At 58.1% G+C, this 16,174-nt stretch carries 10 protein-coding genes and 7 tRNA genes; 4 read left to right on the forward strand and 13 right to left on the reverse strand.

Annotated features, from left to right (window positions below; genetic code table 11):
- Positions 1-165 precede the first annotated feature (165 nt).
- Positions 166-1,731 (forward strand): AbgT family transporter, encoded by a 1,566-nt coding sequence (locus EHO01S_RS06475; RefSeq protein WP_024523194.1) that lies wholly within the window; start codon positions 166-168, stop codon positions 1,729-1,731.
- Positions 1,732-1,778: 47 nt separating this feature from the next.
- Here the strand turns inward: EHO01S_RS06475 and miaB are convergent, their stop codons facing one another.
- Positions 1,779-3,203 carry a tRNA (N6-isopentenyl adenosine(37)-C2)-methylthiotransferase MiaB gene (gene miaB / locus EHO01S_RS06480; RefSeq protein WP_024523195.1) on the reverse strand — a complete coding sequence of 475 codons (1,425 nt, stop codon included), beginning with the start codon at positions 3,201-3,203 and terminating at the stop codon, positions 1,779-1,781.
- 222 nt (positions 3,204-3,425) lie between these two features.
- On the opposite strand from miaB, the gene ubiF reads away from it, so the two are divergent.
- Entirely contained in the window at positions 3,426-4,601 is a 1,176-nt protein-coding gene (gene ubiF / locus EHO01S_RS06485) for a 3-demethoxyubiquinol 3-hydroxylase (RefSeq protein WP_024523196.1), read from the forward strand.
- An 88-nt stretch (positions 4,602-4,689) separates the two neighbouring features.
- Here ubiF and EHO01S_RS06490 read toward each other — a convergent pair.
- The 12 genes from EHO01S_RS06490 to nagB all read right to left on the reverse strand — a co-directional run bounded on the left by EHO01S_RS06490 (position 4,690) and on the right by nagB (position 11,710).
- Positions 4,690-4,764, reverse strand: a tRNA-Gln gene (locus EHO01S_RS06490).
- 53 nt (positions 4,765-4,817) lie between these two features.
- Positions 4,818-4,892: transfer RNA gene (locus tag EHO01S_RS06495), tRNA-Gln, on the reverse strand.
- 4 nt (positions 4,893-4,896) lie between these two features.
- Positions 4,897-4,973: transfer RNA gene (locus EHO01S_RS06500), tRNA-Met, on the reverse strand.
- A 59-nt stretch (positions 4,974-5,032) separates the two neighbouring features.
- Positions 5,033-5,107: transfer RNA gene (locus EHO01S_RS06505), tRNA-Gln, on the reverse strand.
- Between the two features lie 38 nt (positions 5,108-5,145).
- A tRNA-Gln gene (locus EHO01S_RS06510) sits at positions 5,146-5,220 on the reverse strand.
- Positions 5,221-5,242: 22 nt separating this feature from the next.
- A tRNA-Leu gene (locus EHO01S_RS06515) sits at positions 5,243-5,327 on the reverse strand.
- A gap of 19 nt (positions 5,328-5,346) precedes the next feature.
- Positions 5,347-5,423: transfer RNA gene (locus tag EHO01S_RS06520), tRNA-Met, on the reverse strand.
- A 227-nt stretch (positions 5,424-5,650) separates the two neighbouring features.
- Positions 5,651-7,312 (reverse strand): asparagine synthase B, encoded by a 1,662-nt coding sequence (asnB, locus tag EHO01S_RS06525; protein ID WP_024523197.1) that lies wholly within the window; start codon positions 7,310-7,312, stop codon positions 5,651-5,653.
- 214 nt (positions 7,313-7,526) lie between these two features.
- Positions 7,527-8,279 (reverse strand): HAD-IIA family hydrolase, encoded by a 753-nt coding sequence (locus tag EHO01S_RS06530; protein WP_024523198.1) that lies wholly within the window; start codon positions 8,277-8,279, stop codon positions 7,527-7,529.
- Between the two features lie 201 nt (positions 8,280-8,480).
- Positions 8,481-9,707 carry a DNA-binding transcriptional regulator NagC gene (nagC, locus tag EHO01S_RS06535; protein ID WP_024523199.1) on the reverse strand — a complete coding sequence of 409 codons (1,227 nt, stop codon included), beginning with the start codon at positions 9,705-9,707 and terminating at the stop codon, positions 8,481-8,483.
- Between the two features lie 21 nt (positions 9,708-9,728).
- Positions 9,729-10,886 (reverse strand): N-acetylglucosamine-6-phosphate deacetylase, encoded by a 1,158-nt coding sequence (gene nagA, locus EHO01S_RS06540; protein WP_024523200.1) that lies wholly within the window; start codon positions 10,884-10,886, stop codon positions 9,729-9,731.
- A gap of 23 nt (positions 10,887-10,909) precedes the next feature.
- Entirely contained in the window at positions 10,910-11,710 is an 801-nt protein-coding gene (gene nagB, locus EHO01S_RS06545; RefSeq protein ID WP_024523201.1) for a glucosamine-6-phosphate deaminase, read from the reverse strand.
- A 329-nt stretch (positions 11,711-12,039) separates the two neighbouring features.
- On the opposite strand from nagB, the gene nagE reads away from it, so the two are divergent.
- Entirely contained in the window at positions 12,040-14,067 is a 2,028-nt protein-coding gene (gene nagE / locus EHO01S_RS06550) for an N-acetylglucosamine-specific PTS transporter subunit IIBC (RefSeq protein ID WP_024523202.1), read from the forward strand.
- Positions 14,068-14,306: 239 nt separating this feature from the next.
- Positions 14,307-15,974 (forward strand): glutamine--tRNA ligase, encoded by a 1,668-nt coding sequence (gene glnS, locus EHO01S_RS06555; protein ID WP_024523203.1) that lies wholly within the window; start codon positions 14,307-14,309, stop codon positions 15,972-15,974.
- The last annotated feature ends 200 nt before the right edge of the window (positions 15,975-16,174 follow it).

A 16,174-nucleotide genomic window follows, 5' to 3' on the forward strand; every position in this document is an offset into this window, starting at 1 on the left:
CGCCCCATTTATTTTAATGTCATGTAATCATTATATTTTGTTTTATTAATATATCATTACCACATCTGACTTAACGTTTTTTTAACTGAGGATTGGCGCAAAAAAACACCAGAGACGACTTGTTACCATGGCCCGTGGTGACACAGACAACGGAGGGCACAAACCATGGCTTCACCTCAGAAAACGTCCGCCCCGCGAGAGGAGAGTCACGGAGGGATGGCGCGCTTTCTCAGCGCCGTCGAGCGCTGGGGGAACCGGGTACCGGATCCGGCGCTGCTGTTCATTTACCTGATGATCCTGTTGTTGCTGCTGTCGGCAGCGTTGTCGCAGGTTTCCTTTAGCTTTATCAATCCCAGTAGTGGCGAGGCGGTACAGGTGGTCAATATGATGACCCTGGCGCACTTGGTGGATTTCCTCAGTAAGATGACCTCATCCTTTACCGCTTTCCCACCGCTGGGCATCGTGCTGGTGGCGTTGCTTGGGGTTGGGGTGGCTGATCGCGCCGGCTTTATCGACGCGGCGGTGAAAAAGCTGGTACGGCTCACCCCCCTGCGGCTGTTGACGCCGATGGTCGTTTTGGTTGCGCTGATCAGCCATGTGGCGGCTGACGTGGGATATGTGCTGGTGATCCCGCTGGCCGGGGTGGTGTTCCAGCGTGTTGGCCGCCATCCGCTGGCGGGGATCTGTGCGGCTTTCGCCGGGGTATCCGGTGGCTACTCGGCCAGTTTTATTCCATCGGGGAATGATGCCCTATTGGCGGGGTTTAGCGAGGCGGCGGCACGCCTATTGGCGCCGGGCTATACGGTGAACGTGCTGTGTAATTTTCTGTTTACCTCACTCTCAGGCCTGATGGTGATCCTGTTGGTATGGCTGGTGACGGATCGTTTTATCGAGCCGCGCTTGCGCCATCAGGTGGTGGATATGCCCGTCGAGGCGGCTGACGGGGCGCTTGACGACTTTACTCCACAAGAAAATCGGGCGTTTCGTCGGGCGCTGACGGTGATGTTGCTGATGCTGGCCGGACTGGCGTTGCTAATGTACCCCGATGCCTCACCCTTTCGCAGTCCGTCTGGCGCGTTAAGCGCCTCGTCGGCCCCGGCGATCCGTGCCATCGTGCCGCTGATCTTCATCCTGTTTGCCATTCCGGGGACGGTATATGGCTTTGCCAGTGGGCGCTTTACCTCGGGGAAGGATGTGATTGTGGCGATGACGGCCAACATGAGCTCCATGGGCTATTACCTGGTGGTGGTGTTCTTTGCCGCCCAGTTTATCGCTCTGTTTGACGCCTCCAACCTGGCTACACTGCTGGCGTTGGCTGGTGCTTCCGGTCTCAAAGCCCTCAGTATACCCGGTGCAGGGACGTTACTCGGGGTGGTGCTGCTGGTATTTTTGGTTAATCTGTTACTGGGATCGGCGTCGGCCAAGTGGGCGCTACTCAGCCCGATCTTGGTGCCGATGCTGATGGCGGTGCAGCTGTCACCGGAACTGGCGCAGGCGGCCTATCGCATCGGCGATTCCACCTCGAATATTATTACGCCATTGATGGGCTTTTTTCCGTTGGTCGTGGTCTACTGTCGGAAATATGTCTCGTCGGCAGGGATTGGCTCACTGGCGGCGCTGATGCTGCCTTATTCTCTGTTGTTGGCGGTGTGCTGGAGCGTGTTGTTGCTGGCGATGTGGGGACTGGGCGTGCCGTTGGGGATCCAGGGGGGCTATCACTATCATCCCTAGGCATGGCAGGAAAAGCACGCCCGGCGCAGGGCCGGGCGTGGCGGTGGTTACGGCTGGTAGCGACCGACGCCTAGCTCATCCTCTTTACGGGTACGCGCGATCACCGACTGCGGTGATTCGCTGATGCGCAGCCCCATCTCTTCTTCGCTGCGTACGACGACCCCACGCAGGGAGTTGGGCAAGACTTCGGTGATCTCCACATCGACGAAACGGCCGATCATTTCGGGTTGGCCGGCAAAGTTGACCACGCGGTTGTTTTCGGTGCGTCCAGAGAGCTCCATCACGTTCTTGCGTGAGGTGCCCTCAACCAAGATGCGCTGCACCGTGCCCAGCATACGGCGGCTGTAACGCATCGCCTGCTGGTTAATGCGTTCTTGCAGAATATACAGCCGTTGCTTCTTCTCGGCTTCCGGGACGTCATCCACCATGTCGGCGGCCGGTGTCCCTGGGCGGGCAGAGAAGATGAAGCTGTAGCTCATGTCAAAGTCGACGTCGGCGATTAACTGCATGGTCTGCTCGAAGTCCTGTTGCGTCTCCCCCGGGAAACCGACGATAAAGTCGGAGCTTATCTGGATATCCGGGCGCGCCTTGCGCAGCTTACGGATGATCGCCTTATACTCCAACGCGGTATGGGTACGTTTCATCAGGTTGAGGATACGGTCAGAGCCACTCTGTACCGGCAGATGCAGGAAGCTGACCAGCTCTGGCGTGTCCTCATAGACAGCGATGATGTCATCGCTGAATTCGATCGGGTGGCTGGTGGTGAAGCGAATACGGTCGATACCGTCGATGGCCGCCACCAGTCGCAGCAGCTCGGCGAAAGTGCAGATGCCGCCGTCAAAGGTGGCGCCGCGATAAGCGTTAACGTTCTGTCCCAGCAGGTTGACCTCACGGACCCCTTGGGCGGCCAGTTGGGCAATTTCGAACAGCACATCGTCACACGGCCGGCTGACTTCGGCGCCGCGGGTGTAGGGCACGACGCAGTAGGTGCAGTATTTGTTGCAGCCCTCCATGATGGAAACGAAGGCGGTCGCGCCCTCGGCGCGCGGTTCCGGTAGGCGGTCGAACTTCTCGATCTCCGGGAAGCTGACGTCGACCACCGGGCTGTGGCTGCCGCGTGCCCGCTCGATCATTTCCGGCAGGCGGTGCAGGGTTTGCGGGCCAAAGATAATGTCGACGAAACTGGCGCGTTCGCGAATATGTTCGCCCTCTTGCGAGGCGACACAACCGCCGACGCCGATGATTAGATCCGGTTTGGCCTCTTTGAGCATCTTCCAGCGGCCAAGCTGATGGAACACTTTTTCCTGCGCCTTTTCACGGATCGAACAGGTATTCAGCAGCAGGACATCGGCTTCCTCGGCATTATCCGTCAGCTCAAGGCCATGCGTGCTGCCCAGCAGATCGGCCATCTTGGATGAGTCATACTCATTCATCTGACAGCCCCAGGTTTTAATATGCAGTTTTTTTGTCATCGACTTGCCATTGCTCTGTGCAGGTGGATCAGGGACGCGCGAACGCCGATGAGGCGCCCGCCGGCGGTGACCGTTGCGTCCGCAGCAGGGCGGCTATTGTAATCGCTTGGCGCTGTCGTGACCAGTCAGATAGCAGGGGGCAAGGCGTGGGAAATCCGTTACACTAGCGCAAAATGTGCGGTGCCGCAGGCGCGGCAGTGATAGCGAGGAGAGGGTAGCAAGATGGGGGAGCAAGCGGACAACATCGTAGTGGTCGGTGCCGGCATGGTTGGCGCGGCGGCGGCATTGGGCTTAGCACAGGCAGGCCTGGCGGTAACGGTCGTGGAGCCACAGCCGCCAGCCCCCTTCATTCCCGCTAGCGCGCCCGATCTACGCATCTCTGCCATCAGCATGGCCAGCGTGCGCCTGTTGGCGCGGCTTGGTGTATGGGAAGCGGTGTGTGCCTTGCGGGCCGTGCCATACCGGGGTCTGGAAACCTGGGAGTGGCAGGATGCACGAGTGGCCTTTCGTGCCGAGAGTCTCGGCCTGCCTTATCTGGGGTATATGTTAGAAAACCGGGTGTTGCAGTGGGCGTTATGGCAGGCGTTGGCCGCCGACGAGCGGGTGACGCTGCGTACCGGCGCAGGGTTACGCCAACTGCGGCGTGACGGTGCAGGCTGGCAGTTGCAGTTGGATGATGGCGCGCGCCTGCACGCCGGGTTGGTGATCGCCGCCGATGGGGCCGAATCGCGGGTGCGTAGCCAGGCCGGCATCGGCATTCAGGGGTGGCAGTATCGTCAGGATTGCATGCTGATCAGCGTCAAAACTCCCCCGACGCCGCAGGATGTCACCTGGCAGCAATTTACGCCGGAGGGCCCGCGCGCTTTCTTACCACTGTGGCCCGGCTGGGCCTCGCTGGTGTGGTATGACAGTCCGGCGCGGATTCGCCAGTTGTTAGCCCTGCCTTTGCCGCAATTGGATGCGGCGATCCGCGCCACGTTTCCCTCCCGTCTGGGGTCGGTGCAGGCGGTGGCGGCGGGGGCTTTCCCATTGATTCGGCGCCATGCGCGACACTATGTGCTGCCGGGGTTGGCATTGTTGGGCGATGCGGCGCATACCATCAATCCGCTCGCCGGCCAGGGGGTGAATCTGGGCTATCGCGATGTCGAGGCGTTGTTGGCGACGTTGCTGACGGCGCGCGCACGCGGTGAGGCCTGGCAGAGCCTGGCAGTATTACAACGCTACCAGCGTCGGCGTCGCCCGGATAACCTGTTGATGCAGAGTGGAATGGATCTCTTCTATGCGGCTTTTAGTAACCGTCTGCCGCCGCTGGTTTTGTTGCGTAACTTGGGACTGATGGCGGCGGAGCATGCCGGAGAGCTCAAGACGCGCGCGCTGCGTTACGCCATCGGATTGTGAGAATGCGCTCCGGCGTTAGCCGCCGGGTCGCGGACGTTAGCCAATGTCAGATGAAAAAAAAAGCTCACCGCAGGCGAGCTTTTTTTAATGGCTGGGGTACGAGGATTCGAACCTCGGAATGGCGGAATCAGAATCCGCTGCCTTACCGCTTGGCGATACCCCAAGAGTGCGTAGCATCCTCAGATGCGCGGCCCGCTTGAGCGAACCGAAGAAATTTGGCTGGGGTACGAGGATTCGAACCTCGGGATGGCGGAATCAGAATCCGCTGCCTTACCGCTTGGCGATACCCCAAGAATGGTGGCTACGACGGGATTCGAACCTGTGACCCCATCATTATGAGTGATGTGCTCTAACCAACTGAGCTACGTAGCCATCAATGTAGTGCTGAGTAAATCATATAATGCATTGAATTACAATGCGTTATTTTTCTGTGGCTGGGGTACCAGGATTCGAACCTGGGAATGGCGGGATCAAAACCCGCTGCCTTACCGCTTGGCGATACCCCAATCGGGACTGTAACCAGTCTCAATGAGACAGAAAAATATGGCTGGGGTACCAGGATTCGAACCTGGGGATGGCGGGATCAAAACCCGCTGCCTTACCGCTTGGCGATACCCCATCCGACGCAAGCCGGGTTGAAATGGTGCGGGAGACGAGACTTGAACTCGTACACCTTGCGGCGCCAGAACCTAAATCTGGTGCGTCTACCAATTTCGCCACTCCCGCCTAGCAATAGCATAAAGTATGGTGGCTACGACGGGATTCGAACCTGTGACCCCATCATTATGAGTGATGTGCTCTAACCAACTGAGCTACGTAGCCATACTTTATTCGCTTGCCTTCATCGGCGTTGCGGGGCGCATTATGCGGATATGGGGGGGAAGCGTCAACCCCTTTTTTACGCCAAATTCCCTTTGATGCACCGTTTGCCTGTGGATTATACAGGTCGCTGTGAAAAGCAACAAAAATCGGCAAAAAGTCGGCGTTGCGCGGCGACTTTACGTTATCCGGGCGGCGTACGCTGCCTAGCGCATGCCGCCATTCATCAGTTAGTAGGCAGATTGATGGACGCCGACGGCGCGTCCGGAGGGGTCGTCCATCCGGCGGAACGACGCATCCCATTCGATCGCCTTGGCGGAAGAACAGGCGACAGAGGGGCCGCCGGGGACACACTCGGCCGCACTGGGTAGCGGAAACAGCTGTGCAAAGATCTCGCGATACAGGTAAGCCTCTTTTGAGGTCGGGGTATTGTAGGGGAAGCGGAAATGGGCGTTAGCCAGCGCTTGATCACTGATCTGCGCCTCGGCGGCGGCTTTCAGCGAGTCTATCCAACTGTAACCCACCCCGTCGGAGAATTGCTCCTTCTGGCGCCAGGCGACGCTGGCGGGCAGGTAGGCTTCGAAGCATTCACGCAGTAGCTGCTTCTCGATGCGGCCATTGCCGCACATCTTGTCGCGTGGGTTGAGACGCATCGCCACGTCGAGGAAGGCCTTGTCGAGGAACGGCACTCGGGCCTCGACGCCCCAGGCGGCCATCGCCTTGTTAGCGCGTGCGCAGTCATACATGTGTAGCGCCAGCAGTTTACGCACCGTCTCGTCATGGAACTCTTTGGCATTGGGCGCTTTATGAAAATAGAGGTAGCCGCCGAATACCTCGTCGGCCCCTTCGCCGGACAGTACCATTTTGATCCCCATCGCCTTGATCTTGCGCGCCATCAGGTACATCGGCGTCGAGGCGCGGATGGTGGTGACATCGTAAGTCTCGATGTGGTAAATCACGTCGCGGATGGCGTCCATCCCCTCTTGTACGGTGAAGTGGATCTCATGGTGTACCGTACCCAGATGGTTAGCCACCTCTTGGGCTGCCTTCAGATCCGGCGCACCGGCTAGGCCGACGGCGAAAGAGTGCAATTGGGGCCACCAGGCGGCGCTGCGTTCGTCATCCTCGACACGGCGTGCGGCGAACTTCTTGGTGATGGCGGAGATGATGGAAGAGTCCAATCCCCCGGAGAGCAACACGCCGTAGGGGACATCGGACATCAGATGGCTCTTCACCGACTCTTCCAGGGCGCAACGCAGGGCGCTGCTATCGCTGGTGTTATGCTCGACGGCAGCATAGTCGAACCAATCGCGTTGATAGTAACGGCGGATTTCACCGTCTCGGCTCCATAAGACACTGCCGGCGGGAAATTCGCGTAGTGTCTGGCAGACAGGGACCAATGCCTTCATCTCGGAGGCGACGAAGCGGTTGCCGTGCTCGTCATGCCCCATATACAGCGGGATGATCCCCAGATGGTCACGGCCGATCAGGTAGGCGTCGCGCTCGGCATCATACAGGATGAAGGCGAACATACCGCGCAGTTGATCGAGGAAGTCGGGGCCGTACTCTTGGTATAGCGCCAGGATCACCTCGCAATCGGAACCGGTCTGGAAGGCGTAGCGATCGGCCAGGCGTTCGCGCAGTGCCTGATGGTTGTAGATTTCGCCGTTCACCGCCAGCACATGGGTGCGTTGCTGGTTGTACAGCGGCTGGGCGCCGGTATTGACGTCGACAATGGAGAGGCGCTCATGGGCCAGGATGGCGTTATCACCGGCATAGATACCGGACCAGTCCGGGCCACGGTGACGCATCAGGCGAGACATTTCCAGCGCGGTTTTGCGCAGTTCCTGCGGGTCGGTTTGCAGATCGAGCACTCCAAAGATCGAACACATAGCGTTTCCTCTACGACATGACGGATGGTAATGACGACGGGGCGGCCCCGCGCTGTCTTTCACCATGCGTCATGCGTTGAATGGAAATCAAGCATTTTGCCTCATGGAGCGAAAAAAGTTTTTTTTAAACGGATGAATTTAGATAACGTTTAAATAAATTGGCTTTTTATTAGTGAATATTCAAAAAGGCGGCAAGCGCCGCCTGCTATCGGCATCACAGAATATCGATGTCGGCCACCGAGGGGTAGATATAGCTGGGGCGGAAGGGCATGGTATCCACATCCTCCAAGGTGGAGACGCCGGAGAGCACCAGGATGGTCTCCAGTCCCGCCTGGAAGCCGGCCAGAATGTCGGTCTTCAGGTTATCGCCGATGATCACCGTGCTTTCTGAGTGCGCCTGCATCTTGTTCAGGGCCGCACGAATGATCCAGGGGCTGGGTTTGCCGACGTAGAAGGGGGAGCGTCCGGCGATCAATTCGATCGGTGCGCACAGAGCGCCACAGGCGGGGAAGAAGCCACGCCCATGGGAATCGGGGTTGGTGGCGATAAAGCGCGCACCGTGGGCGACGAAATAGGCTGCCTTGTGGATCATCTCCCAATTGTAGGAACGGGTTTCGCCGACGATGACGAAGTCCGGGTTGATGTCGGTGATGGTGAACCCCGCCTTGTACAGTTCATGGATCAACGCGCCTTCGCCGATAACATAGGCTTTCTTGCCCTCTTGGCGCTTGAGGAAGTCGGCAGTGGCCATGGCCGAGGTGTAGAACACCTGCTCCGGCACCTCAATACCGGCGGCGGCGAAGCGGTTAGCCAGATCCTGCCCGGTCTGTGACGGGTAGTTAGTCAGGATCACCAACGGCATCGCTTGTTGCTGTAGATGTTGTAAAAACTCGCCGGCACCGGGGATCGGCGTGTTGTCGTGCATCAACACGCCATCAATATCGCAAATCACGCTTTTTATTGTCATAGGTTCAGGTTTCTCGTTGATAATGCAGTGACTTACTATAACACGGGGTACGGGTCTGGTATCCCGCTTCCCGTCGGTGTCGTGCACCGTCGTCGCGGGGGCGGGAAAGGAGGACGCCGCACCAGCGGGTACGGCGCAGAGGGGCTGCCTGGGGAGCGCTGGACTTGATGTCAGAGGCGCCGAGACGTGCCCGGCGAGGTATCAGTCGTGATGCTCCAGTAGACGTTGCAGCAGCACGCCATTCAGCATGGCACGTTTGACCAAGGCGAAGGCACCGATAGCCGAGCGATGGTCGAGTTCAGAGGTGACCACCGGGAGATTTTGGCGAAAATCTTTCAAGCTTTGGGTCTGGATGCAGCGCTCGATGGCGGGTAGCAGCGTCTTGCGCGCCTCGATGATGTCGCCGGCGATGACGATCTTCTGCGGATTAAACAGGTTAATGGTGATGGCGATGGCGCGCCCCAGGTGGCGTCCGACCCGCTCGATGATCTCGCAGGCTAGTGCGTCGCCGCGATTGGCCGCGCGACAGATGGCGCTGATGGTGCAGGCCTCGCGTGTCAGCGTGCTGGGATAGCCCTGCTCCAGTAGGCGGCGGGCGTGCTGTTCGATGGCGGCATTGGCCGCCACGGTTTCTAGACAGCCGAAGTTACCGCAATAGCAGCGTTCGCCGAGTGGATCGATCTGAATGTGGCCGATCTCGCCGACGTTGCCGTTGCTGCCGAGAAAGATATTTTCATCGATGATGATCCCGGCGCCGGTACCGCGGTGTACGCGCACCAGGATAGAGTCACGGCAGTCCCGGCTGGCGCCGAAGTAGTGTTCGGCCAGCGCGAGGCTGCGGATGTCGTGGCCGATAAAGCAAGCCAGACGGAAGCGTTCCTCCAGGCGTTGTACCAGCGGCCAGTCGCTGACGGCGATATGCGGCATGTAACGCACGATACCGCGCTCGGGGTCGACTAGACCCGGTAGCATCAAGGCGATGGCGATCAGCTCGCGCGTCTTACGCTGGTGCTCCTGGATGAAATGCTCGATGGCTTGAAACAGGGCGTGTTCGACGCTGTCCTGCGTACGCTGCGGCAACGGGTAGTGGGCGATGCCTAACTCCTTGCCGCTGAGATCGTACAGGGTAATGGTGGCGTCATGACGCCCGAGACGAATGGCGATAGCCTGAAAATGGCGGGTCTCGGTGATGATGGAGATAGCGCGCCGTCCGCCGGTGGAGGCTTGCTGATCGACCTCTTTGATCAGCCCGCGCTCCAGTAACTGACGGGTGATTTTGGTGACGCTGGCCGGGGCGAGTTGGCTATACTCGGCGATCTGAATACGCGAGATTGGACCTTGCTGGTCGATCAGGCGGTATACCGCCGCGCTATTTAGCTGCTTTACCAGATCGACGTTACCGATCTGTCCTAGTCCACCCGTGGCCATCACTCATTCACCCGTCTGTTGTTATTCACCGCCGTGTTGGTAGACGGTTTCACCGTTAACGATGGTCGTGGTTACCCGGAAATCGCGGGTAAACGCCGTCAGGTTCGCCACCTTACCTGGCTCAATGCTGCCCAGGCGCTGTTCGACGCCAATGGCACGGGCCGGGTAGAGGCTAGCCATGCGCAGCGCCTCATCTAAGGCGATACCGACATGTTCGACGCTATTCTGCACGGCTTCGATCATGGTCAGTGCGGATCCGCTCAGGGTGCCGTTTTCGTCTACGACCAAGCCATTGCGGTAATATACTGTTTTCCCCGCAAAAATGAAGCTGTCAATGTCGGCCCCCGCCGGGGCGGTAGCGTCGGTAACCAGCACCAGATGGTCGCCCTTGAGCTTTTTCGCCATGCGGATGTTGGGCCAGGCGACATGATGACCGTCAGCGATGATGCCGGTATAGACCTCCGGCGTATCGAAGATGGCGCCCATCAGTCCCGGTGCGCGACCACTGATCGCTGGCATCGCGTTATACAGGTGGGTGGCAAAGCGCATCCCGGCGGCGAAGCCGCGTCGGGCTTCATCATAGCTGGCGTTGGAATGGCCGGCAGAAACCACGATCCCGGCGGCGCGTAACTGACGGATGGCGGCCTCGTCGCTCATCTCCGGCGCCATGGTGACCTTGACGACGGCGTCGGCGTGGGCACAGATAAAGTCGAGCATGGCGCGATCCGGACGACGGATATAGCGCGGGTTGTGGGTGCCTTTCTTCTCCAGGCTAATGTAGGGTCCTTCGATATGCAGACCCAGCGCCTGATTACGGTGTTTGTGCAGGTAGGCCTGCATCACGGTAATGCCACGCTGCATCATCTGATCGCTACAGGTGATCAGCGTCGGCAGATAACTGGTGCAGCCGGATCGCTCGTTGGCGCGCTGCATGATGTCCAACGTTTGCTCGCTGACGGCCTGCTCGCTGTCGTTAAACTGCACGCCGCCGCAGCCATTGAGCTGGACATCGATAAAGCCGGGGGCCAGGATGGCGCCGCCCAGATCGCGCGTGGCGATGTCTGGAGCGAGTGCGGACTCAGGACAGATTTTTTCAATTAAACCATTGGCGATCACAACAGCATGGTCGTCAAGAATATCGTGGCCGGTATAAATCCGACAATGGGTTAAAGCGTACATCACATTCCCCCGGAGCGTAGTTATCAAAGATCTTTCATATTTTCCGCTTCTAACTCGCGGAAGTAGTTAACCGTTTTGACTTTCAGTTCCATGGTAGCCGGCTGGTCGCATACCACCACAGATTTGGGATGCAATTGCAGAGCGCTGATGGTCCACATATGGTTGACGCTTCCCTCAACCGCCGCCTGCAACGCCAGGGCTTTACCATGGCCGGTCACCAGAATCATCACCTCTTCCGCATCCAGCAGGGTGCCCACACCAACGGTCAGCGCATACTTCGGCACCAGGTTGATGTCGCCGTTGAAGAAGCGCGAGTTGGCGATGCGCGTGTCTTCGGTCAGGGTCTTGATACGCGTGCGTGACGCCAGCGAGGAGGCGGGCTCGTTGAAGGCGATATGGCCGTCGTTGCCTACGCCCCCCATGAACAGGTGGATCTTACCGTAAGATTTAATTTTCTCTTCATAGCGACGGCACTCCGCGTCTACATCTGGTGCGTTACCATTGAGCAGATTGATATTTTCTTTTTGAATATCAATATGATTGAAGAAGTTGTTATACATGAAGCTGTGGTAACTCTCCGGATGCGATTCGGGCAACCCCACGTATTCATCCATGTTAAAGGTTACGACGTGACGGAAGCTGACCTCACCTGCTTGATACAGTTCGATCAAACGCTTGTAGGTTTGCAGCGGTGTGCCACCGGTTGGCAGTCCCAACACAAACGGCCGCTCGGCAGTCGGTTGGAACGCCTTGATGCGCTTGACGATATGACGGGCAGACCACAGACCAACGTCGGTCGCGTTATGCAGCGGAATAAGTCTCATAGGGCACCTTTTACAATAACGGGAAACGGGACGGAAAGCCGGTTCGGCGTCACATGCGGTCTTCCTGCACCTCACGCTTAGCAAGGCGAATTGCGCCACGCCGATCGATTTTTCGAATGATAAAATAAGTTTTCGTTGATAGCCAGTAGGTAGATAGCTTTTCACCGATTATTGGTGATAATTATCACAAATCAGGAGGTTTTAATTTGCGGAGAAAAATAAATTTTTTACACTCCTGAATGTTGTCCATAAATTTTGCGAATATATTGATCGATTAAATCAGTGATGATCGGGCCGTTAGTGACATTGTAGGCTCAATAGGGGGAAATGTGAGTATTCTCGGTTATTTGCAGAAGGTAGGCCGCGCGCTGATGGTGCCGGTAGCGACGCTACCCGCCGCCGCAATACTGATGGGTGTCGGTTATTGGATCGACCCGGTCGGCTGGGGGGGGGATAACGCACTGGCGGCGTTCTTTATCAAATCCGGTGCAGCCATTATCGACAATATGTCGGTGCTGTTTGCTATCGGTGTCGCGTATGGTATGTCGAAAGATAAAGATGGGGCCGCCGCGCTGGCTGGTTTTGTCGGGTTCTTAGTGGTGACAACGCTGTGCTCGCCCGCTGCCGTGGCGATGATCCAGAAGATCCCAGTGGATCAGGTTCCGGCCGCGTTCGCGAAGATCAACAACCAGTTTATCGGTATTCTGGTCGGTATCATCTCTGCCGAGTTGTACAACCGTTACAGCAGTGTGGAATTGCCGAAGGCGCTCTCGTTCTTCAGCGGTCGCCGCCTGGTACCGATCCTGACCTCGTTTTTGATGATCATCCTGGCGTTCATTCTGATGTACATCTGGCCGGTGATCTTCAACGGGTTGGTGAACTTCGGCGAGCATATCCAGAAGCTGGGCTCCGTTGGCGCGGGCGTGTACGCCTTCTTCAACCGCCTACTGATTCCGGTCGGTCTGCATCACGCCTTGAACTCCGTATTCTGGTTCGATGTCGCCGGCATCAACGATATTCCCAACTTCCTGGGGGGCGCACAGTCTATCGAGAGCGGCAAGGCCGTCGTCGGTATCACGGGGCGCTATCAGGCGGGTTTCTTCCCGATCATGATGTTCGGTCTGCCGGGGGCGGCGTTGGCTATCTACCACTGTGCCCGTCCGGAGAACAAGGCTAAGGTTGCCGGTATCATGCTGGCCGCCGCTTTCGCCGCCTTCTTTACCGGTATCACCGAGCCATTGGAGTTCTCCTTCATGTTCGTGGCACCGGTACTGTATGTGTTGCACGCCATCCTGACGGGGATCTCGGTATTTATCGCTGCCAGTATGCACTGGATCTCCGGCTTCGGTTTCAGCGCTGGTTTGGTGGATATGGTGTTGCAATCACGCAACCCGTTGGCCACGCATTGGTACATGCTGATCCTGCAAGGTCTGGTGTTCTTCGTTATCTACTACCTGGTATTCCGTTTCACCATCACTAAATTCAACCTGATGACCCCGGGGCGTGAGCTGAGTGGTGCCGGTGAAGAGGCCGATGGCAACGACGAAGATCTGGATCTGACCAAAGAGGCGGACCTGAGCGACGTGGCGCGTCAGTACATCGCCTGTGTCGGCGGCTCCGCCAACCTGACCGGTATCGATGCCTGCATCACCCGTCTGCGTCTGACGGTGAAGGACTCCTCGTTGGTGAACGAGGCGATGGCTAAGAAACTGGGGGCTTCCGGGGTGATCCGTCTGAACAAGACCAGCGTCCAGATCATTGTTGGCTTCGTGGCCGAGAAGATCGCTAACGCGATGCGCAGCGTAGGGAATGTTCCGGCCGCCACCGCCGGTAGCGCCGCGCCCTCTGCCGCGCCGGCCGCGAAAGCTCAGGCGACGCCAAACGCCGCCGCCGGTGTCCGTGCTACTCTGGTCTCACCGATCAGTGGTGAGGTGGTCGCCCTGAGCGATGTACCGGATGAGGCGTTCGCCAGCAAAGCGGTGGGGGATGGCGTCGCTGTACGCCCGACCAGCAACATCGTAGTGGCGCCGGCTAATGGTACCGTGGTGAAGATCTTTAATACCAACCATGCCTTCTGCCTGGAGACCGACGACGGTGCTGAGGTGGTGGTACACATGGGGATCGATACCGTGGCCTTAAACGGTGAAGGCTTCAAACGCTTGGTGAACGAAGGGGATGTGGTCAACGTCGGCCAACCCGTGTTGGAGCTGGATCTGGATTACCTGAATGCCCACGCTCGCTCGATGATCAGCCCGGTTGTCGTCAGTAATATCGATGAGTTTGGCGGAATCGGGGCACCGGCTTCCGGCCAGGTGGTGGCCGGGGAAAGCAAGCTGTATACCCTGCTGAGCAAGTAATCAGCGACGCGCTGAGGTCGAAGCGCGCGGGAGGTGCCGAAAGGCGCCTCCCGTTTTTTTATGGCGGTGTTACGAGTCTCGCTGGTGGGGGCGAGAGGAGATCGTGGCGCGCGAGTAAGCAATGACAGGCGGTAACGACAAAAAACGTCAGGATTTTACCGTTACAATGGTTGTGTCCTGCCGGTGGTTGTTAGATCATGACGCCATGAGAACGTATTTTTTGGCAAGAGGAGCCGAAGATGAGTGAGGCTGAAGCCCGCCCAACCAACTTTATCCGTCAGATTATCGATGACGATCTGGCGTCCGGTAAACACAGTAGCGTGCATACCCGTTTCCCGCCGGAGCCGAACGGCTACCTGCACATCGGTCACGCCAAGTCTATCTGCCTGAATTTCGGTATTGCCAGAGATTACCAAGGACTGTGCAATCTGCGTTTCGATGACACCAACCCGGTCAAAGAAGACATCGAATACGTCGAATCCATCAAGCGTGATGTGCAATGGCTAGGCTTCGAGTGGAGTGGGGCCGTGCGCTACTCCTCCGACTATTTCGACCAACTGCATCACTACGCCATCGAATTGATCAGCAAAGGGCTGGCCTACGTCGACGAGCTGAGCCCCGAGCAGATCCGCGAATATCGCGGTACCCTGACCTCGCCGGGCAAAAATAGTCCGTTCCGCGATCGTAGCGTGGAAGAGAACCTGGCACTGTTTGAGAAGATGCGCCAGGGCGAATTTGCCGAAGGCAGTGCCTGCCTGCGCGCTAAAATCGATATGGCGTCGCCGTTTATCGTGATGCGTGATCCGGTGCTGTACCGCATTAAGTTCGCCGAACATCACCAGACCGGCAATAAGTGGTGCATCTATCCGATGTACGATTTCACCCACTGCATCTCCGATGCGCTGGAGGGGATCACCCACTCGCTGTGTACGCTGGAGTTCCAGGATAACCGTCGCCTGTATGATTGGGTGTTGGATAACATCTCCATCCCATGCCATCCGCGGCAGTATGAGTTTTCTCGCCTGAATCTGGAATACGCCATCATGTCCAAGCGTAAGCTGAACCTGCTGGTGAGCGAGAAGATCGTCGAAGGCTGGGATGACCCGCGGATGCCGACCATTTCCGGTCTGCGTCGTCGTGGCTACAGCGCCGCGGCGGTGCGTGAGTTCTGCCGCCGTATCGGGGTCACCAAACAGGATAACAACGTCGAGATGGCCGCCCTGGAGTCCTGCATTCGCGACGACCTCAACGAAAACGCGCCGCGTGCCATGGCTGTGCTGGATCCGGTGCGTCTGGTGATCGAGAATCTGCCGGCGGATAGCGTGCAGATGCTGACCATGCCGAATCATCCGAATAAGCCGGAGATGGGTAGCCGTGAGGTGCCGTTCGCGCGTGAACTGTACATCGATCGCGCCGACTTCCGTGAAGAGGCCAACAAGCAATACAAGCGTCTGGTGTTGGGTAAGGAAGTGCGTCTGCGTAACGCTTACGTGATCCGTGCCGAGCGGGTTGAGAAAGATGCCGACGGCGAGATCACCGCCATCTATTGCAGCTACGATGCGGATACCTTGAGCAAGGATCCGGCCGATGGGCGCAAGGTGAAAGGGGTGATCCACTGGGTCTCCGCGAGCCATGCCGTCGCGGCCGAATTCCGCCTGTACGATCGGCTGTTCAGTGTGCCGAATCCGGGTGCGGCGGAGGATTTCCTGTCCACCATCAACCCGGAGTCGTTGGTGATCCGTCAGGGTTTCGTCGAGCCGAGCTTGGCCGTTGCTGTCGCGGGGGTAACCTACCAGTTCGAGCGTGAAGGCTATTTCTGCGCTGACAGTCGTTACTCGTCTCCTGAGCATCTGGTCTTTAACCGCACCGTCGGTCTGCGTGACACCTGGGCTAAGACGGGCGTGTAAGCGCCATCGCACCTCTCTGAGCTAGACACCACGGGCCCTCGGGCCCGTGGTTTTTTTTGTCTCCAGCACGGGGCTGACTATGGCGGTGAACAGAGATGGGGTCGCTGCCCCTCTGCGCTGAGGGGCGGTCGAGGTGATACGACCTAGCGTTGCGCCTCGACGCTACGCTGGGCAAAAGCAAGAAAAGTGATTTTGCGTCG

It is taken from the genome of Edwardsiella hoshinae NBRC 105699 = ATCC 33379 (assembly GCF_000474215.1).
Classification (GTDB): Bacteria; Pseudomonadota; Gammaproteobacteria; order Enterobacterales; family Enterobacteriaceae; genus Edwardsiella; species Edwardsiella hoshinae.

What these genes read in the sequence shown, in the direction of transcription:
- EHO01S_RS06475 (WP_024523194.1), top strand. Translation starts at nt 166, where the DNA reads ATGGCTTCACCTCAGAAAACGTCCGCCCCGCGAGAGGAGAGTCACGGA.
- miaB (WP_024523195.1), bottom strand. Translation starts at nt 3,203, where the DNA reads ATGACAAAAAAACTGCATATTAAAACCTGGGGCTGTCAGATGAATGAG.
- ubiF (WP_024523196.1), top strand. Translation starts at nt 3,426, where the DNA reads ATGGGGGAGCAAGCGGACAACATCGTAGTGGTCGGTGCCGGCATGGTT.
- asnB (WP_024523197.1), bottom strand. Translation starts at nt 7,312, where the DNA reads ATGTGTTCGATCTTTGGAGTGCTCGATCTGCAAACCGACCCGCAGGAA.
- EHO01S_RS06530 (WP_024523198.1), bottom strand. Translation starts at nt 8,279, where the DNA reads ATGACAATAAAAAGCGTGATTTGCGATATTGATGGCGTGTTGATGCAC.
- nagC (WP_024523199.1), bottom strand. Translation starts at nt 9,707, where the DNA reads ATGGCCACGGGTGGACTAGGACAGATCGGTAACGTCGATCTGGTAAAG.
- nagA (WP_024523200.1), bottom strand. Translation starts at nt 10,886, where the DNA reads ATGTACGCTTTAACCCATTGTCGGATTTATACCGGCCACGATATTCTT.
- nagB (WP_024523201.1), bottom strand. Translation starts at nt 11,710, where the DNA reads ATGAGACTTATTCCGCTGCATAACGCGACCGACGTTGGTCTGTGGTCT.
- glnS (WP_024523203.1), top strand. Translation starts at nt 14,307, where the DNA reads ATGAGTGAGGCTGAAGCCCGCCCAACCAACTTTATCCGTCAGATTATC.